The sequence below is a fragment of the Myxacorys sp. genome, assembly GCF_059501405.1.
This window is the reverse complement of the sequence record NZ_JCACCM010000131.1, coordinates 1-16,853: the sequence shown is the minus strand read 5'-3', so window position 1 is coordinate 16,853 and position 16,853 is coordinate 1. Positions and strand designations below refer to the sequence as shown.

The 16,853-nt window shown below is 48.1% G+C and carries 10 protein-coding genes; 8 read left to right on the top strand and 2 right to left on the bottom strand.

The window, feature by feature from the left end:
* Positions 1-74: 74 nt before the first annotated feature.
* Entirely contained in the window at positions 75-3,521 is a 3,447-nt protein-coding gene (locus tag AC5I6P_RS18350) for a WD40 domain-containing protein (RefSeq protein WP_495695227.1), read from the bottom strand.
* 20 nt (positions 3,522-3,541) lie between these two features.
* Complete coding sequence (locus tag AC5I6P_RS18345; RefSeq protein ID WP_495695226.1) at positions 3,542-5,311, bottom strand: AAA-like domain-containing protein; 1,770 nt, start codon at positions 5,309-5,311, stop codon at positions 3,542-3,544.
* An 83-nt stretch (positions 5,312-5,394) separates the two neighbouring features.
* Between AC5I6P_RS18345 and AC5I6P_RS18340 the strand changes: the two genes are divergently transcribed.
* The 8 genes from AC5I6P_RS18340 (at position 5,395) to AC5I6P_RS18305 (ending at position 16,782) form a co-directional block, all read left to right on the top strand.
* Complete coding sequence (locus tag AC5I6P_RS18340; protein ID WP_495695225.1) at positions 5,395-6,915, top strand: serine/threonine protein kinase; 1,521 nt, start codon at positions 5,395-5,397, stop codon at positions 6,913-6,915.
* Positions 6,916-7,796: 881 nt separating this feature from the next.
* On the top strand, positions 7,797-8,147 hold the full coding sequence (locus tag AC5I6P_RS18335) for a hypothetical protein (RefSeq protein WP_495695224.1): 351 nt from the start codon (positions 7,797-7,799) through the stop codon (positions 8,145-8,147).
* A 223-nt stretch (positions 8,148-8,370) separates the two neighbouring features.
* Positions 8,371-9,129, top strand: a complete 759-nt coding sequence (locus tag AC5I6P_RS18330) for a peptidylprolyl isomerase (protein WP_495695223.1) — start codon at positions 8,371-8,373, stop codon at positions 9,127-9,129.
* A 1-nt stretch (position 9,130) separates the two neighbouring features.
* Positions 9,131-11,683: a peptidase domain-containing ABC transporter gene (locus AC5I6P_RS18325; protein WP_495695222.1), complete on the top strand. Its 2,553-nt coding sequence runs from the start codon at positions 9,131-9,133 to the stop codon at positions 11,681-11,683.
* A gap of 42 nt (positions 11,684-11,725) precedes the next feature.
* Positions 11,726-14,359, top strand: coding sequence for a S8 family peptidase (locus tag AC5I6P_RS18320; RefSeq protein ID WP_495695221.1), 2,634 nt, complete (start codon positions 11,726-11,728; stop codon positions 14,357-14,359).
* A gap of 15 nt (positions 14,360-14,374) precedes the next feature.
* Positions 14,375-14,818: a DUF4279 domain-containing protein gene (locus AC5I6P_RS18315; protein WP_495695220.1), complete on the top strand. Its 444-nt coding sequence runs from the start codon at positions 14,375-14,377 to the stop codon at positions 14,816-14,818.
* Positions 14,819-15,193: 375 nt separating this feature from the next.
* Positions 15,194-16,522, top strand: coding sequence for an HlyD family type I secretion periplasmic adaptor subunit (locus tag AC5I6P_RS18310; protein WP_495695219.1), 1,329 nt, complete (start codon positions 15,194-15,196; stop codon positions 16,520-16,522).
* A gap of 107 nt (positions 16,523-16,629) precedes the next feature.
* A complete protein-coding gene (locus AC5I6P_RS18305) occupies positions 16,630-16,782 on the top strand; it encodes a CHAT domain-containing protein (protein WP_495695228.1) in 153 nt (50 codons plus the stop codon).
* The last annotated feature ends 71 nt before the right edge of the window (positions 16,783-16,853 follow it).

The window sequence follows — 16,853 nt, the reverse complement described above, 5'->3', positions numbered from 1 at the left end:
GATCAACGTTGAACCAGTACGATTATTCTACATTCCGGTTAACCTGACATTACCGATTTCAGGGTATTGATACTCTATGAATTGCCTATAAATGAACTGTCGCAAATGTGACGATCGCTTTCCTCCAAATGCGAATTTGTCTTCAAATAATCATGCAGCCACTCACACCCATCCGATAGTTGTTTAGCACTCGCTAAACGCCAAAGTCGAATCATTTTGTCTCGACCTGCCGAAGCAAGCGTCTTCCCATCTGGGCTGAAGCCTGCGTCCCAAGCCCAATCCGTATGCCCTGAAAAAGTTTGAAGTAGACTGCCATCTAACGTTTTCCAGAGCTTAATTGTTTTGTCAAAGCTAGCCGTTGCAGTCAAATTTCCATCTGGGCTGAAATGTGCAGTCATGACCCGCTCATTATGTCCTGTGAGCGATCGCAGAAGTTTGCCGTCTCGATCCCAAAGTTTAACGGTCTTATCATCACTCGCAGTTACAATCGTTCGTCCATTCGGGCTAAAACTGATGCCATTAACTTCATCTTTATGTCCCTTGAGCGATCGCAGAAGCTTGCCGTCTCGATCCCAAAGTTTAGCCGTTTTGTCATCACTCGCAGTAGCGATCGTTTGTCCGTCTGGGCCGAAACTGACATCCACAACATTTCCTTGATGGTTGCTATTCCATTGCTTTTTGATTGTTCTACCCGCCAAATTCCAAAGAATAATGCTTCTGTCACTCCCGGTTGAAGCAAGGGTTTGACCGTCTGGACTAAAGCTGCTTTTCATCACCCAGCCTTTATGTCCTGCTAAGGTTGTAAGCAATGTGCCCTCTCGGCTCCAGAGTTTGATTGTTTTGTCCCAACTGGCAGTTGCAAGGGTTCGACCATCGGGGCTAAAGTTGACACTCCAAACTCGATCGTCGTGCCCCTTCAGTGTTGCGATCGCGCTTCCTGCTCGGTTCCACAGTTTAGCCGTGCCGTCCTGACTAGCAGTTGCGAGAATTTGACCATCGGGGCTGAAATTTACCCCGTACACTTCTCTTGTATGTCCTTGGAGAATTAAAGGTAAGCTGCCCCCAATCCTCCAAAGTCGAACCGTTTGATCGAAACTGGCGGAAGCAATCATTTGGCTGTCTGGGCTAAATCTAACGCTTGTGACTCGATCGTCATGCCCCTTCAATGTTTTTAGCAGCGTGCCCTGTCGATTCCAGAGTTTAATCGTTTTGTCACTGCTTGCTGTCGCAATTGTCTGCCCATCGGGGCTAAAACTGACACCCATCACGCGATCGCTATGTTCTTCTAACGTTCTCAGGAGAGCTCCAGATCTTTTCCAGAGTTTAACGGTGTAGTCCCAACTGGTAGAAGCGATCGTTTGACCATCGGGACTGAAACTGACCTGGTAAACCTTATCGGTGTGTCCTACAAGGGTTCCGAGTTGATTGCCAGAACGACTCCAGAGTTTGATTGTTCTATCTTCGCTTGCAGACGCGATAATCTGTCCATCCGGGCTGAAGCTCACGCTCGTGACTGGGCTTTCATGTCCCTTAAACGTTTTAATTTCATTGCCCTCGCGGCTCCATAGTTTGATCGTTTTATCCTTACTAGCAGAGATAATTATCCGTCCGTCTGGACTAAAATTGACGCTGGTAATTGCATCACTATGTCCGTGAAGGGTTTTAATTTCATTGCCCGATCGATTCCACAGTTTGATCGTCTTATCTTCACTTGCAGATGCGATTAGTTGTCCATCCGGGCTGAAGCTAACACTCGTGACCGAGCCATTATGAACTTTGAGCGTTTTGAACTCACTACCATCACAATTCCACAGTTTGATCGTCTTATCTTCACCTGCAGACGCGATTAGTTGTCCATCAGGGCTCAAGCTCACGCTGGTGACCGAACCATCATGACCTTCCAATCGATTGGATTCCTGAATCGCGCTGATCACCTGTTGCAGAATATTTTCTGTCTTAGCTTTCAGATCGCCTGGAACTTTGATCGTACCTTGTAACTCTTGTAATTCTCGCCTTGCCTTGATGCTCGCGATGAGTGCTTCGAGTTGTTTCGTTTCCAATTGCTGATTTGTGCCAAGTAATCGTTCCGCCGTTGCGTTCAAAGTTTGAATCTGCGAAACTTTAAGCGCTTCATTCGCTTTCTTCTCAAGCTTAGACGCTCTTTCTGCCACCGTGAGCGTTGCTAGTGTGCCAATAAACGAAAGGGCTAAAATAGCAGACCCCATTCGAATCTGCTGTTTTGCCTTTCGTTGTTCCCGCTCTTGACTAGCACTCAAAAACTGGTAATCCTGAACGCTCAAGCTTTTATCGGCTGCCCAGATTTGAGCCTGGTAAAATGCTTGCCCTTGCAACAGGTGGGAGTCATCCTGATGCTTAGAAGCAACCCAAGCTGTAAGTTCCTCAGCATAAGGACGTAGCTCAGATAGGGCTTGATCAACCCACTTTTGGTCGAAAACAGTGGCATAGATGCGGTTGTAAACGCTAAGTGTTTCCTGCTGCTTGACGACCAAGCCCGATAACCGCAACTCCACTTGTTCCGGACTACCATCAGCGGCGACTTGACCCTGTTGCAAAATTTGCTGATAAAGTCCGAGCAGTTGAGCTGCCCGTTTCTCGTTTTTCAAGATGCGATCGCGAATCGTCTTAAGGTGTTCTGGCTGATCCTGAGTCTCCCAATTTTGAATCACATTTTGATGTACAAAGTTCTCGATCCACTCTGAAGTATTGTTGCTCAGTTCAGGAGGACTCTTGTAGACTAAACTACACAGCTTCTGAGTTAGAAAGGGCTGTCCGCCGGTCCAGGCTAATATCTCTTTTAGCACGGCTTCAGAATGGCTAACGTTCTCGGTCAATCCTTGAGCAAGGGGCTGGGCTTCATGCAATTGAAACCCCGTGAGATCGATTGTTTGACCAATATTAAAGGGTGTACGGTTCTTGTCCTGTGCTAAGTCCGAAGCTGTTGCTACGCCTAATAGTGCAAACGTCAAGCGTTGGTATGCTGTCTCATCTGCACGTTTGTTGTAGCACGATCGAATTAGCGCAAAAAAATCGTCTTTAAAGTCCAAGTTGAGAATGCTGTCAATCTCATCAATAAAAATCACGATTGGTTGGCAGATCTGAACGAGCAGCACAGTCTCAATGAAAAGATTTAGACGATTCACCGCAGAAAGGTAGTCATGCTCACGCCACCAGCTTCGGAAATCCAGTTCGAGCTTCAAGCTACTTACGATGGTAGCTGCAAGTCCTGCATACCAACGATCGGGTGTGACTTGTTGAGTTCCGATCGCAGTTACATCAATCACAACACAGGCAATGTTGGCGGCTTGCAGACGGCGCATAGTTCGGACGCGCAAACTCGACTTGCCCATCTGCCGCGAATTTAGCACGTAACAGAACTCACCCGCTTTTAGCCCCTCATAGAGATCTTGATCTGCCTGCCGCTCAACATAAGTTAGAGCATTAGGCGGTAGACTGCCCCCAACCTGGTATTTATAGGCTGGGGTTTGTGCTGGACTGATCATAAAATACCTACACACGTTTGTTAGCGATCGCGAAAGTACCGAAGATACAACTCACAGCGAGGGGTAACATGATTGCCTTCTAACTTTACGAGTCCCATGCTGTAGAGCTTAAAGGCCAGGACTGATCTTAACGAAACAGGAGCGTTTGTGTTGACAACTTGGCTAAACGCTGTTGCTAACTCTGGATACTGCTCTAAGTTCCATAACTGACGGCGGAGATGATCGCCATAACATCCTGATTCAGTTGTAGCTTGGCTCAATGCCTGCTCCAATGTGACGTTCTCGTAAGCAGCAACCTGATATATTGCCATTCGCACCAAGTAAGGATGTCCCCCGACTAATCTCATCAGTTGCTCGACCTGGGGTACTGTCCAATTTAATTGGTATCGCTGAGCTAAATCCTGGACTTGCTCTTGCGTGAACTCTGGTAACTCAATCGAAAGTCCGACATTAAACGGCGATTGGTTTAAATTCATTGGAATGTAAACTTCTGTAGAATGAACGATAACAAACCGAAGCTTTTCCCAACTGTCTTGATCCCCGTACCTTGCTCTTTCATACCAAGCTCTCAACAGCCCAAGAAAATCATTAGCAACGTCTGGGTAAGCAAACACACGATCGACTTCATCGAAGCCAATGACTAAGGGACGTGTTGTTTTTGCCAATAAGTAGTTCTCAAAATAAGTGGTACTGTTATAGTTGCCATCAAAAATGTCGTCCCAGTACTCGGCTAACTGATTGGGTAAACCCAGATTCTGACTCACGGAACCGCAAACCCATTGCATGAGTTTGTCCAAATTACTTAAAACGTTACTAGAGGCTAATTGAAAGCTTAAACAAACCGTGTGATGACCATGTTCTCTCGCCCGATGCAGAACTCTTGCCATCAACGATGTTTTACCCATCTGTCTCGGTGCTTTAATTCTGATGAGCGCTCCTGGATGAAGAATTTCTTGATAACAATTCGATTCGACCGGGGGACGTTCTATATAAAAAGCAGAGGCAAGCGGGACTTGACCCGTCGGGTATTCTCGTGATGGTGGTGGGGGAGTAAAAGGAATAACTTCATTGGTCAATAGATTTTGAATAGCTTCAACGATCGCAGCAGTATCATCTGCTGATGTCCACTTCCGCGACGGAAATTTCGCTAAATGGTCGCATAGATCGGAGTTCAGCACGACATTCAACCCAACCTGAATCGAAAGAATTGCAGGCTTATTGTGAGCATGGTGCAACTCCCAAACGTGGCGAATCTCTTCTGTAACCACCTCGCTAACCGCCGCTTGAGGAGATAACAGAAGCACATAACAGTCACACTGTTCTACTTCTTCAGCAAAGCGGTGAAACCAGTTTTCACGCTGTCGCATTTCTTCTCCAGCGATGAATACATCTTGTCCCACTGCTAGCAAGGTGAGGCGTAACTGTTGCGCTAAGTCGAAGTCCGACTCTAATTCACGATTCGCAGGGGAGTCTGCTCTACGATCGCTAATGCAAATTCTGGCGCGTCTTGTATCTTCTGGGGGGTAACATTCTGTTGAACGTGTGCCGTTCCACTCATCAGGATCAATGATATCCGTGGGTTGCAGATTTAAGGGATAGACAATGCTTCGCACTGACTCTCGATCCACATTTTTGGGCTTAATCAGTCGCTTCACTGTATCTAGAGCAACGCCTGCTTGGTTCGCAAGCGCCTGAAGCGTCCAGCCCCTGCTGTGCCGCCTTTCTTGCAGGATCTCGATGCCTTCCCTCGTGGCTCGAACGCCACGTCCAGAACCTTGCGTCATCATCATCAGCCTCACTGAGCGGTTCCTTCAGAGTTGCGCCTTGCGCTAATTGCTACCCACACTTTACCGAGTTGTAGAGAGCCGTTGCAATGCAGATCGATGCAGTTAATGTATCTGCCCTTAACTGCATCGATCTACTCCTGCCTAAACATCTAAAGCTTGCCTATGCTGATTGTAAAAACGTGAGTGAAGTTATGTTTCAGGCAAAGCAGATTCTGCAAGAGCGCTACCAACTTCTACACCCATTAGGGCGATCGCCTCAAGCGAGACAAACATGGCTTGCCACAGACTTAGCCACCGATCTCCACGAATTGGTTGTTATCAAACTCTTAGTGTTTACTGAAATCCAGCAATGGCAAGACCTAAAGCTGTTTGAACGAGAGGCTGAAGTCTTGAAATCTCTTGACCATCCCCGAATTCCACGCTATCGCAATTATTTCTTGGTCGATCAGCAGACTGATTCTCCATTCTGTTGGTGGGGCTTAGTGCAGGATTACGTTTCAGGCCGATCACTACAGGAGTTGATCGACCAGAGACATCGATTCAGTGAGAGTGAGCAAGAAGTTCGCCGGATGGCTGAATCGGTGTTACAAATTCTCCTTTACCTTCATAGCTTAACTCCTCTGGTTCTGCATCGCGATATTAAGCCCAGTAATTTAATTTTGGGAGCGGATCAGCAGATTTATTTAGTTGATTTTGGAGCAGTGCAAGATCGTGCCTCTGTTGAAGGTGCAACGTTTACCGTCGTTGGCACTTATGGATACACTCCGATCGAGCAGTTTGGCGGTCGTGCGGTTGCGAGTTCTGATTTGTATGCGTTAGGTGCAACCTGTATACATCTGCTCACTGGCATTCCGCCTGCTGACTTGCCGCTACGCAATTTACGCATTCATTTCCGCGACCATATCAGTTTTCATTCTAATTTTATCAATTGGGTCGAAAAACTCATTGAACCTGACTTAGAGAAGCGATTTAGCAGTGCTCTTAAAGCCCACGAAGCACTTGAACAAGGGATAGATGGTGAAATTACTCCGATTCATGACAGAATTCAGACCGTTTGTTCTATCCAATCGAAGAGAATTCAAAAAATCAGCCCTCATCTTGTAATAGAACAAACCTCTCCGCAAGTTCTCAAAATAAAAATTCGTGAATGTTTGCCTAATCTTAGTGATAGTACCCTTCCGTTTGCGTTCTACCTCTTCTACTTCGCTTGGGCTTTCATAGCCTTTACGTTGTTGCCATTTATCGGGGGAGCTTATGCATTCACCTTTGCGTTCATCTTGGCCTACCTTATCTCGATCAGTATGATTCTTTGGGAAGCTAGAGACAGAAAAATAGCTCCTGAAAATTCGATTCGATTTGATCTGAGATGCAATCACTTTGCGGTGACAACGCGATCGCGTTTTTCTACAAAGCGAAAGTCAGGGACGATCTCTGCAATTCGGTATCTTTCGATTACTTCATCCCAAGCATTTACCACTCGTACATCACGCAGAGTCTGGGCAATTACCATTCGAGCCGACGAAAATTACACACTGAATTGGAGACTCACGGAGGAGTCTATGTGGCTGGTGAACGAAATCCAGACCTGGCTAAACGCTAAAAAGTAGTGCAAATCGATGACCTTAAGGTAACTGCCTCTAACTGCTCTGTACTGCCCCTATTCAAAACCTCAGTGACTGGATATTCTCATGAATATAGAGACGACGAAAGGTGCTTCTGACAACAGCTTTGCTCTTTTATTCCTTAGCCTTGAAGGAGGTTCAATCTGACGAATCAGCCACTCATTACAAAAAGCACGAGGAACACAGGTACTCGTATCAGAGAGTTAACGCTTGCCATCTTGTGTTCTGTACCCTTCGGTGGTTTTTTCTTTATGGGGGCAGGATGGTTACTCGTATCGATTCCATCTCGCTATCAAGCCGAAGTAGCTTTCCACTCAAGAGGGCTTCTGACTTCTGGCATTGTCACTGAAAGGAGGGAATACACGGATTGTCATCCAATTGGTGGTGGTTTTGGAGTCAGTTGCACATCTAGATGCAATTTGAAGGTGAAATTTGCGAATAATGGGGAAACCGCTGAGTTTCGTGACTCTTGCTACAAATCTGCGAATGAAAATCAAGCGGTTCCAGTTTTGTATGACCCAACTGGTGTCAGCAAAGCACGGATCGATCGAGGAGGTACACCTGAGAGCCTCGCGAGAGATCAGTTCATCTTAAGTGTGGTCGTAGGGTTGCTAGGAATCGTTAGCCTGACTTGCTGTTCACCAACCGAAAACAATTAAAGCCACACTGCTCGGTGAACGTTCATATCCTAGACAGTACCGTGAATCGAAATTGGGGAAATCGCAATCTCGCGGATCTTACGACCATCGGGAAGTTGCGGGGATCTGCATAAGCCCCAAAAAGCAGACGTGTTGAATCAGAAGAGGGAACAAACCCTTCGCAATTAAGCAACGAAGACTTTATCTAATACTTCAGGAGAAAAAAGAATGCGTTTAAGTCACTTTCGGATTCCTGCTGCGATCGTTGGACTCGTCCCTACTACGATCGTTGGATTCGCTCTGATTGCCAATACACAGATCGAGCCAGCTAGGGCTGCTGCTATAGAACTTTACGATATTGCAGGAGACCGGTTTGTGCCTAAGCCACCTCCGCCTCGTCCTCTTTCTCAGAGGGAGCTAGATGAAATCATCCGACAACAAATGGCAAAACCATGTCGTCCGAATCCACTAGATGTCGCTCAATTTGGAGAAAAAAGAGCCTATCAGATAGCGTGTTCACGTCCTAGATCACAAGTCAAAATCAGACCAGGAGTCAGAATCAGATCACGAGTTAGGTGAGTTCCACTGAACACAAACCCTCCAGAGAAACTTTTTTCTTAAGCAATTGATAAGCTTCTCAACTTAGGAAGCGATCGAGATTAATGTTGCGATCGTTGCGCCCAATGGCAAAGCTCTTAATTACGGCAGTGGATTTATTTTGGATAAACCCCCAAAAGCAAACGCTAATCAGATAAGGGAGTAATCCCTCAATTACTCATGACATAACCTGGGAGTTCGGTCTATGTCTTCAGCCTTTTTGATCATTGATCAACAGCCCATTTCTCTAGCTCAGGCACTGGGCTATTTACAGGTTTCGGGTCATCTTCAACCATTTTTGTTAGAAATTCTTCATCAGCATGTTTTGTCGCACGCGGTGAAATCGCAAGTAGCCTTCTCACCTGCCGAGATTGAACAACGACTGATCGAGTTTCGGATGGATTACCAATTGATGAACGCTGATGAGTTTCAGAGATGGTTGATCGATCGCGGCACTGACTACGAAACTTTTCGCCAGCAGTTCGTGTGGGATATTGCTGTGGAGACTTTAAAGGATCAAATTTGTCAGCCGAATCTGCAAGCAGTTTTTCTGCAACGCAAATCGTCGTTCGATCGAGTGGTGTTGTCGTGGATTGGGGTGAGCGTCGAAGCGGAAGTTCAAAGTTTACAACAACAAATTGCAGCGGGCGAGGAGTTTGAGCAATTAGTAGATTGTTTGCGATCGCAACAGCCCGATACGATCACCGCTTTGAGTGAAGTCTTGACCTGGGAAGAGCTTCCAGAAGTGCTTCGGGAGGCGATTCAAAAAACGCCACAAGAAGCACGATTGGGAGCATTGATTGGTCCGGTGGCGATCGACGATTACTGGTATCTGGTGCAACTAGAAGATTGGTTGCCTGCTGAATTAGACGAGGAACTCGAAGCGCATTTGGCAGACGAAATTTTTGAGCAATGGCTCACCGAGAAAGTAGAAGCCATGACTGTCCAGCTATCAGTGAAATGATATGGTTTTAGAAACAGACATTCATACACTCAATTTGTCGTGGGATGAACCCCCGTTGAGTCTGCTGACGGACAAACAGAAACTTCAATTTCGGGAACACGCTCAAGTCAGCCGTCACGCAAGAGGAGAAGTACTTTGGTCGAGTCAAACTCCAGGTAGCCAACTGTTGCTGCTGGTTGGAAATGTTCGCTTGGTGCAGGAGAAAGGAACCTCAGCCTTAGAACCTGGGAAATCGGTCTTGCTGAAGCCAGGGAATTTCTTTGGCGACCATTTAAAGCTGGTTGGAGATTGGAAAGCGAGAGCTGCCAGTCAAGAAGTTGTTGTCGTATTTTGGCGATCGCACCTTTGGCAAGAAGCCGCCTCTCCAACGTTACACGACTGGTGGGCAGAGGTCCGCTGGCGCTACCAACCGCTCGATCCGCGACTCCGGCATCCCGCATCGGGCTATCCCTATGTTTTTAGCCTTAATAGCGCCGCCGCCTGCCTGACGATGGTGACGCAACATCTTCAAACTCCAGTTCCGCTCAAACAGGTTCAGCGGCAAGTGCGCGGGCTTGCGGTTCAGGATGTAGTAGCAGGGGCTGAAACGATCGGGCTTCAACTCCACCACATTCAGCAAATTAGTTGGCTGGGGTTGGAACAACTCCCGTTTCCAGCCCTGTTGCATTGGGGACAAAAGCACTGGATTGTGGTTTATGAAGTGAAGGGCGATCGGATGGTTATTGCCGATCCACTCAATCGCCACAAGCACTGTGAGAGTGTGCCGCGTGAGATCGTGGAGAGCGCTTGGGATGGACAGTTATGGTTAGTTCAGGCTGCGCCGAAAGCTGAATCTTTTAATCTGCGATGGTTTCTGCCTGCCGTTTGGAACTATCGCAAATTGTTGGGAGAAGTTCTGTTAGTATCGCTGGTGCTGCAAGTATTGGGACTAGCAAGCCCAATGCTGACGCAGGTGATCATTGATAAGGTACTTGTTCACGAGAGCTTATCAACACTGCATGTGATGGCGATCGCGCTTCTCGGTGTGGCTATCTTTGAAGCGCTTTTGGGTATCATCCGCCTTTTTGTGTTTACTCACACGGCGCGGCGACTGGACTTGAGTTTGTCCTCCCAACTGTTTCGCCATTTGTTGGAACTACCACTTGCCTACTTTGAAGCTCGCCGCGTGGGTGACACCGTTGCTCGTGCCCAAGAGCTGGAAAATATACGCCAGTTCCTCACTGGCACCGCTTTGACGGTCGTGATTGATGCGGTCTTCATTGTGGTGTATTTGGCATTAATGCTGTTCTACAGTCCGAAGCTAACCCTAGTGAGTTTGGCGGTGATTCCTGCACTGGCTGGACTAATTTTGGTGATTACGCCGATTCTGCGCAATATGTTAAATGAGTCCTTCAATCGTCATGCCGATAGTCAGTCTTTTCTGGTAGAAACGGTGTCTGGAATTCATGCGATCAAAGCTCACTCAGCTCAATTGCCGACGCGAGAGCGCTTCGAGGGATTGTTTGCTCGGTATGTGCGAACTAATTTTCGAGCCTCTACCTTGTCGAATGTCGATGGTCATGGCGGCGAATTTTTGAGGAACCTCTCAGAACTGATGATTCTCTGGTTTGGTGCAATGTTAGTGATTGAACGCCACCTCACAGTTGGGCAGTTGGTGGCGTTTCAAATGTTGTCAGGTAAAGCGATCTCGCCTCTCCTCCATTTAGCTCAACTCTGGCAAAATTTTCAGCAAGTGTTGTTGTCGGTCGATCGCATTGGTGACATTCTTAATGAAGCACCGGAAGCAGCGTCAGAAACCGGGTTAGTGTTGCCGCCTATTCAGGGTCAGATCAGCTTTGACAAACTGTTTTTCCGCTATCAGCCAGATCTCGAAGATGTGCTAAAAGGCATCTCGTTTGACATTGAACCAGGAATGTTTATTGGCATTGTGGGGCGTAGCGGATCGGGTAAAAGTACTTTGTCGAAGCTAATTCAACGTTTGTATCAACCCCGATCGGGGCGAATCTTACTGGATGGTTTTGACATTAAAGGTGCGAACTTAGTGTCGTTGCGTCAACAAATCGGAGTTGTGCTTCAAGACGACTTTCTATTTAACGGAAGTATCTTCGACAACATCACATTTAACAGTGCTGACATCTCACCTGAACAGGTTGTTGAAGCTGCAAAGATGGCGGCGGCTCATGACTTTATTTCTGAACTGCCCCAAGGCTATGAAACCTCGATCGGAGAACGTGGCACCGGGCTATCGGGTGGACAACGGCAACGATTAGCGCTTGCACGAGTTTTTCTCTCAAATGCCCCGATTTTGATTCTCGACGAAGCCACCAGCGCCTTAGATAGCGAAACCGAACGTCAGGTTTTGCAGAATTTGCAGCGAGTTCGCAACGGGCGGACGGTGTTAATGATCACGCATCGCTTTGCACCGCTCAAACATGCCGATCGAGTGCTCGTACTCGAAAAAGGAGTGCTGATCGAGCAAGGTTCTCACGAGGAACTCTTGCACCAAAAAGGTGCCTATTCTCTGCTGCACCAACAGCAGCAAGCAGCCGTTTAAGTTTTACCGCTCACAATTTCTACCTGACATTGGAGTACAACAATGAACCGTAATTCTTACTCAGACCCACAAGCTCATGCCAGTTTTCAACCGCGATCGCCCCAATCTGCGATCGACCCAACTCAACTCAGTCAGCCTGTCCATCACAGCAGTTCGACCAGCGATCTGGGTGCCAAATGGCTGAACAAAGCGAGTGGCTGGGTGGCTAACAAGTTTCAGACGGCACAGAATTTTGTGAATGGTTCGGGAGATGCGATCGCCCCCGATCAAATCCTTCCCGCTCTTAAAGGAACCGCATCACCCAATCAACCGCTAGTTGGTGTGATTGATTCGGGATTTGGCGCGAATGAGCATGGTAGCAAAATGGCCGAAGCCATTCAAAAGGAGAATCCGCAAGCGCAGATTTGGCAGGGGAAGGGGGTCGGCACCGGCAATTGGTCAGAATCGCTCGTTGAATTTGTCGATACTGCCAAAGCGGGTGGACATTCTCGTGCCGTTGCTAACCTCAGCTTTGATCTGACCGAAGTTCATCCAGACGGCAGCACCTCCAATCGATCGCGACTTACGGCGGATGAACAATCTGCTTTAGCCTATGCTCGTAACAATGATGTGCTGGTTGTTGCATCATCGGGAAACCAAGGTGGTGCTATGTCTGCTTTAGGGCAAGCCTCTCAACCCTCTGACAATTTGATTGTGGTGGGTGCAGCAAATGGGAGCGATCGCGCTGCCTACTCCAGTTATGGCAACGGCTTAGATCTGGTTGCAGACGTGGGGACTGCGGGAACATCACTCGCCGCCGCGAAAACGACTGGTGCGATCGCCAACATCTGGAGCGCCAATCCAGAGTTGAGCAGTCAGCAAGTCAATCAAATTCTCACTACCACTGCCGCCGATTTAAAGGCTCCTGGCAGGGATGCTGAAACAGGCGCGGGGTTGCTGAATGCGACGGGCGCAATCGATCTGGCAACACACACTACTCCTGAAGCGATCATGTTTTCTGGCGCTCAACTGATTCAACAGGTTTCTGATTTTGATGAGGCATCAAGTTTCAGCAGCGGAGCTTGGACAAGTACAGATGGAGCAATTGCGAGTGAACGACCAAATTGGGGTTGGAGTGATATTGCTCATGGCGCTCTCGATGTTGCAGGCTTTATTCCAGTCGTTGGAGCCGTTGCAGATATCGCCAATGCAGGCTTGTACGCTGCCCAAGGTGATTATGCCAATGCGGCAATGTCTGCCGCTGCCGCCGTTCCGGGTGTTGGGGATGCTGCCGCTGCGGTAAAGCTTGCCAATCGTGGCGTGCAGGCAGTACGGGCAGCCAATCGAGGGACACGCGCTACACAAAGTGTTGCCGCCAGAGCGTTTGCCAGTCCTGGTGCGCAAGCAGTACGGGTAGCTAACCGAGGGACACGTGTCACACAAAGTGCTGCCGCCAGAACAGTCCCTAGTCGGACACTTCCCGGCAGATCGGAGCGTCCCGTTGCTCCAAAGTCGGCACCACTTAGCGGATCTAGACGACCCGGACAAGGTGCTGGAGGAAGACCTCCTGCCGGAACAGGAAGACCTCTTGCTACTCCTAGGCGGCAGCAACCTGTACAGGAGCGTTCTGGCTCACCTAAAGCAGCACCTAGACCAGGTCTAGGAAGAGTTACAAGAGCGGTTGCAGCTACAACTGCTGTTGCTACGGTAGCCCCATATGTTGCCCCTTTAGTATCTGAACAAGTTCCAAGACCTAACCCATCAGGGAGCGCTCCAAACCCGAATCCAGGTCAGCCAACACAGCCTAATCCAGTTCCAAGACCTGACCCATCCGGGAGCGCCCCGAATTCAGGTCAGTCTACACAGCTCAACCCAACGCCTACAGAGATCCCATACTCAAATCCAACACAGCCCTATCCAGGTTCAACACCCCCACAGCCGTCGTCTGGGCAACCTAACCCGACTCCAGGTCAGGTTACGATTCGTCGAGGTGATACCCTGTGGGAAATCGCTCGAGACCAACTGGGTAGCGGTACTCGCTGGCGCGAACTGCTTAAAGCTGATGGTAGTTCTTTTACAGAACAGGAGGCACGTCGTCTGAAACCTGGAGAATCAGTGCAGCTTCCTGAAGCCAAGCGGGGAAAGCATCCCGCTCCAACAGGAACACCTGCACCGTCACCAATTCAGGATCGAACTTCTGATGTAGTGGTGGGACGAAAACCAAATGGTAAGTGGGATATTAAGGTTATGCCAGAAGGTGTCGAGAAGCTTAAGCGTGACGATACGAATGAGATGCGACTACAGTTGCAGTATGATACCGATAACGAACGTACCCTCGGGATCGCGATCAAAAATTCTGAGAGGGTGGGAATCACTGCTGAGCAAGTAGATCAAGCTACCGATGCACTATTAGAAAATGCACAATTGGACAAGAACGATCCTAAAAAGTGGGCTAGATGGTTCCCCCCCAAGCATAACAAAGCGCTAAAAAAAGCACTAAATGCAGTAGATAAATGGGCAAAGTCCAAACCGCCTTTTGGTATTGCTGGCGACCTAAAACTAAAGTATGAATGGAGCGAGCAAGATCTAAAAGGCGAGCAGATGAAAAAAACAGTGAACAATCCTTCTAAACCTCCAAACCATTACAGAGTTGAGCTTGAAAATCTAAAAGGGCACAATCTGAAATTAGCTAACTAAGCCGAGGGTCTACTAATGTCAGAAATTTTTTCTGAAGATCATGTGACAACCATTCTCCTAATTTGCGGAGAAAACATTGATGCAAATTTAATCAGTCAAAAACTGGGGTTTTCATCCAGTACGTTCAGCCGAAAGGGGGAAGTTATAGTACCCCTACCTGAAGATGGAGCAACAAGGAGCTACGACAACCGATTCAACCTTGACTGCTGGAGACGAACTCTAACCAAGAATCAGGGAACAGAAGATTTGAAGGAACAGTTAGAGCTTTGGATACAACTTCTCTACCCAGTTCGTTTAGCATTTCGAGAGTTTAACAGTTTGGGATATTGGAGTGTGATTGACTGTCAAATCGCGTCTAGCAATCTCCAAATTCCCTCCATCCAGTTTCGGTTAACGAAGGAAATGCAGTTGAAGTTATCGCAGTTAGACCTTGATCTGGACTTCACAATTTATATGTAGACAGCTAGCAGTAGGGTGGGCAATGCCCACTCTACAAGCAAAATTAAAACTCCTCGCTTTGAGCAAATTTATCAAGATTTCGAGTTGTAAGCTGCAACTGCCAAGATTTGAACGCCATCGTTTGCGTTCAGAGCAGCAACTTTCGAGTTCAAAGCTCCATCTCTCAAGTTCAGAACAGCAATGATCTAGTTCAAAACTGCAACAGCTGAGTTCAAAATTTCAACGATCACGTTCAGAACAGCAACGATCGCATTCAGAACTCCATTCTTCCAATGCAAAACGACAACGATCGCATCAATAACCTCAGCTTCCAGACTCAGATCTCAAACGATCGAGTCCAAGATGCGGATCAAACCACTTTAGGAAAAAAGCATTATGAAAGCTCCCCCAACGTCGGTTCAACGTCAGCAAACAAAGTATCAGTTTGCGAATTCCCAGGAATACCTGAACTATGAATTAGGCAATGCTCAACGTCGATTGCCTCCGTTGTATGTTCGGCTGCTCGGATTTGGCATTTGTGCGCTGATCGGCGGCACGATCGCTTGGGCAACCTTCAGCAAAGTCGATGAAGTAGCAACGGCTCCCGGACAGGTGATTCCCGCCTCACAAGTACAGCCGATGCGATCGCTTGCCAGTGGTTTATTGCGCGAAATCAAAGTCACCGAAGGCAAGCATGTGCAGCAAGGCGAGGTTTTAGTGCAGCTTGACCCGACGATTTCTCAGTCCGAAGTTGATCGCCTCGAAAAACTTTCCCAACAAAGCCGCGACACTCTCGCCCGCCTGCAAGCCGAACGCACCGGCAACACCCAAGCCGGAAGCCTGCTGCAAAACCAACTATTAGCCGCCCGCCTGCGAGAGTTTCGCGATCGCCGTGCGGCTGCCAATGCCGAAGCCAACCGTCAGATGAGCCTGATCAAAACCACCCAGGTAAAACTCAGTCAATTGCAGTCAGAGTTTTCACATATCCAAACCAAAGCGAAAGCGATCGGCTCATTAGTTACCCAAGGAGCCGTGCCCCGGTTTGACTATCTCGATACCCAAAACAAAGCGGATTCTTTGCAAAAAGAAATCGTCGCTCAAGGACAGGAAATTGAGCAAGCAAAGCAGACTTATCAAGCCGCGATCAAGAACGCAACTCGATTAGAATCTGAACGACAAAGCGAGATTCTGACCCAAATTGATAAACAACAGCAAGAACTCACCGACCTGGAAGGCAAATTGACTCAAGCCCAAGCGCAATACAAGTACAGTACAGTTCGGGCTGGGGCGACGGGCACCGTCTACAACATCAAAGTTAGCAAAACGGGATCTACAGTGCAACCGGGCGATGAAATGCTGTCGATCGTGCCCGATGGCGAAGCGTTAATTCTCGAAGCGAACGTGCAAAATCAGGACATTGGCTTTGTGCGATCGGGCATGAAAGTCAAAATCAAGCTAGCAACCTTTCCCTATCAAGAGTTTGGTATAGTGGCAGGAACGGTGAGTAAAGTTAGCCCCAACGCTGTGAACGAGCCGAATGTTGGGTTAGTGTTTCCGGTGCAGGTGCAACTCAAGCAGCGATCGATCATAGTCAACGATCGCGAAGTGTTGCTCTCTCCGGGGATGGCAGCAACCGCAGAAATTGTTACCCGTCAGAAAACTGTGATGAGCTTTTTGTTAGATCCGATCACTGCCAGTTGGGATCGGGCTTTTTCAGGGCGATAGAGGCATAATCTTACATTCAATGGCGATGCACTGGGCGCGATCGTACTTGCCCCGATCGCCCAAATCAAGTCAACGATGGCTTACTCACGCCCACTGAAATCTTGGAAATGAAGCTCAAGGCGGAGATGGTGGTGCTGAGTGCGTGTGATACGGCGAAAGGCGATGTGACGAGCGATGGCATCGTCGGATTGTCGCGGTCACGCTTCGCGTGTGACAAAGGCAACGCTGATCGCCGTAGGGGCAGGGCTGTTTCATTGTAGGAGAGGAAATATTCGCTGGAGGGCGTTGCTGAATGAGAAGATGAATTAGCATGGAATCGGCACATCTCGAA

What these genes read in the sequence shown, in the direction of transcription:
- AC5I6P_RS18345 (WP_495695226.1), bottom strand. Translation starts at nt 5,311, where the DNA reads ATGATGATGACGCAAGGTTCTGGACGTGGCGTTCGAGCCACGAGGGAA.
- AC5I6P_RS18310 (WP_495695219.1), top strand. Translation starts at nt 15,194, where the DNA reads ATGAAAGCTCCCCCAACGTCGGTTCAACGTCAGCAAACAAAGTATCAG.
- AC5I6P_RS18320 (WP_495695221.1), top strand. Translation starts at nt 11,726, where the DNA reads ATGAACCGTAATTCTTACTCAGACCCACAAGCTCATGCCAGTTTTCAA.
- AC5I6P_RS18350 (WP_495695227.1), bottom strand. Translation starts at nt 3,521, where the DNA reads ATGATCAGTCCAGCACAAACCCCAGCCTATAAATACCAGGTTGGGGGC.
- AC5I6P_RS18340 (WP_495695225.1), top strand. Translation starts at nt 5,395, where the DNA reads ATGCAGATCGATGCAGTTAATGTATCTGCCCTTAACTGCATCGATCTA.
- AC5I6P_RS18335 (WP_495695224.1), top strand. Translation starts at nt 7,797, where the DNA reads ATGCGTTTAAGTCACTTTCGGATTCCTGCTGCGATCGTTGGACTCGTC.
- AC5I6P_RS18315 (WP_495695220.1), top strand. Translation starts at nt 14,375, where the DNA reads ATGTCAGAAATTTTTTCTGAAGATCATGTGACAACCATTCTCCTAATT.
- AC5I6P_RS18305 (WP_495695228.1), top strand. Translation starts at nt 16,630, where the DNA reads ATGAAGCTCAAGGCGGAGATGGTGGTGCTGAGTGCGTGTGATACGGCG.
- AC5I6P_RS18325 (WP_495695222.1), top strand. Translation starts at nt 9,131, where the DNA reads ATGGTTTTAGAAACAGACATTCATACACTCAATTTGTCGTGGGATGAA.
- AC5I6P_RS18330 (WP_495695223.1), top strand. Translation starts at nt 8,371, where the DNA reads ATGTCTTCAGCCTTTTTGATCATTGATCAACAGCCCATTTCTCTAGCT.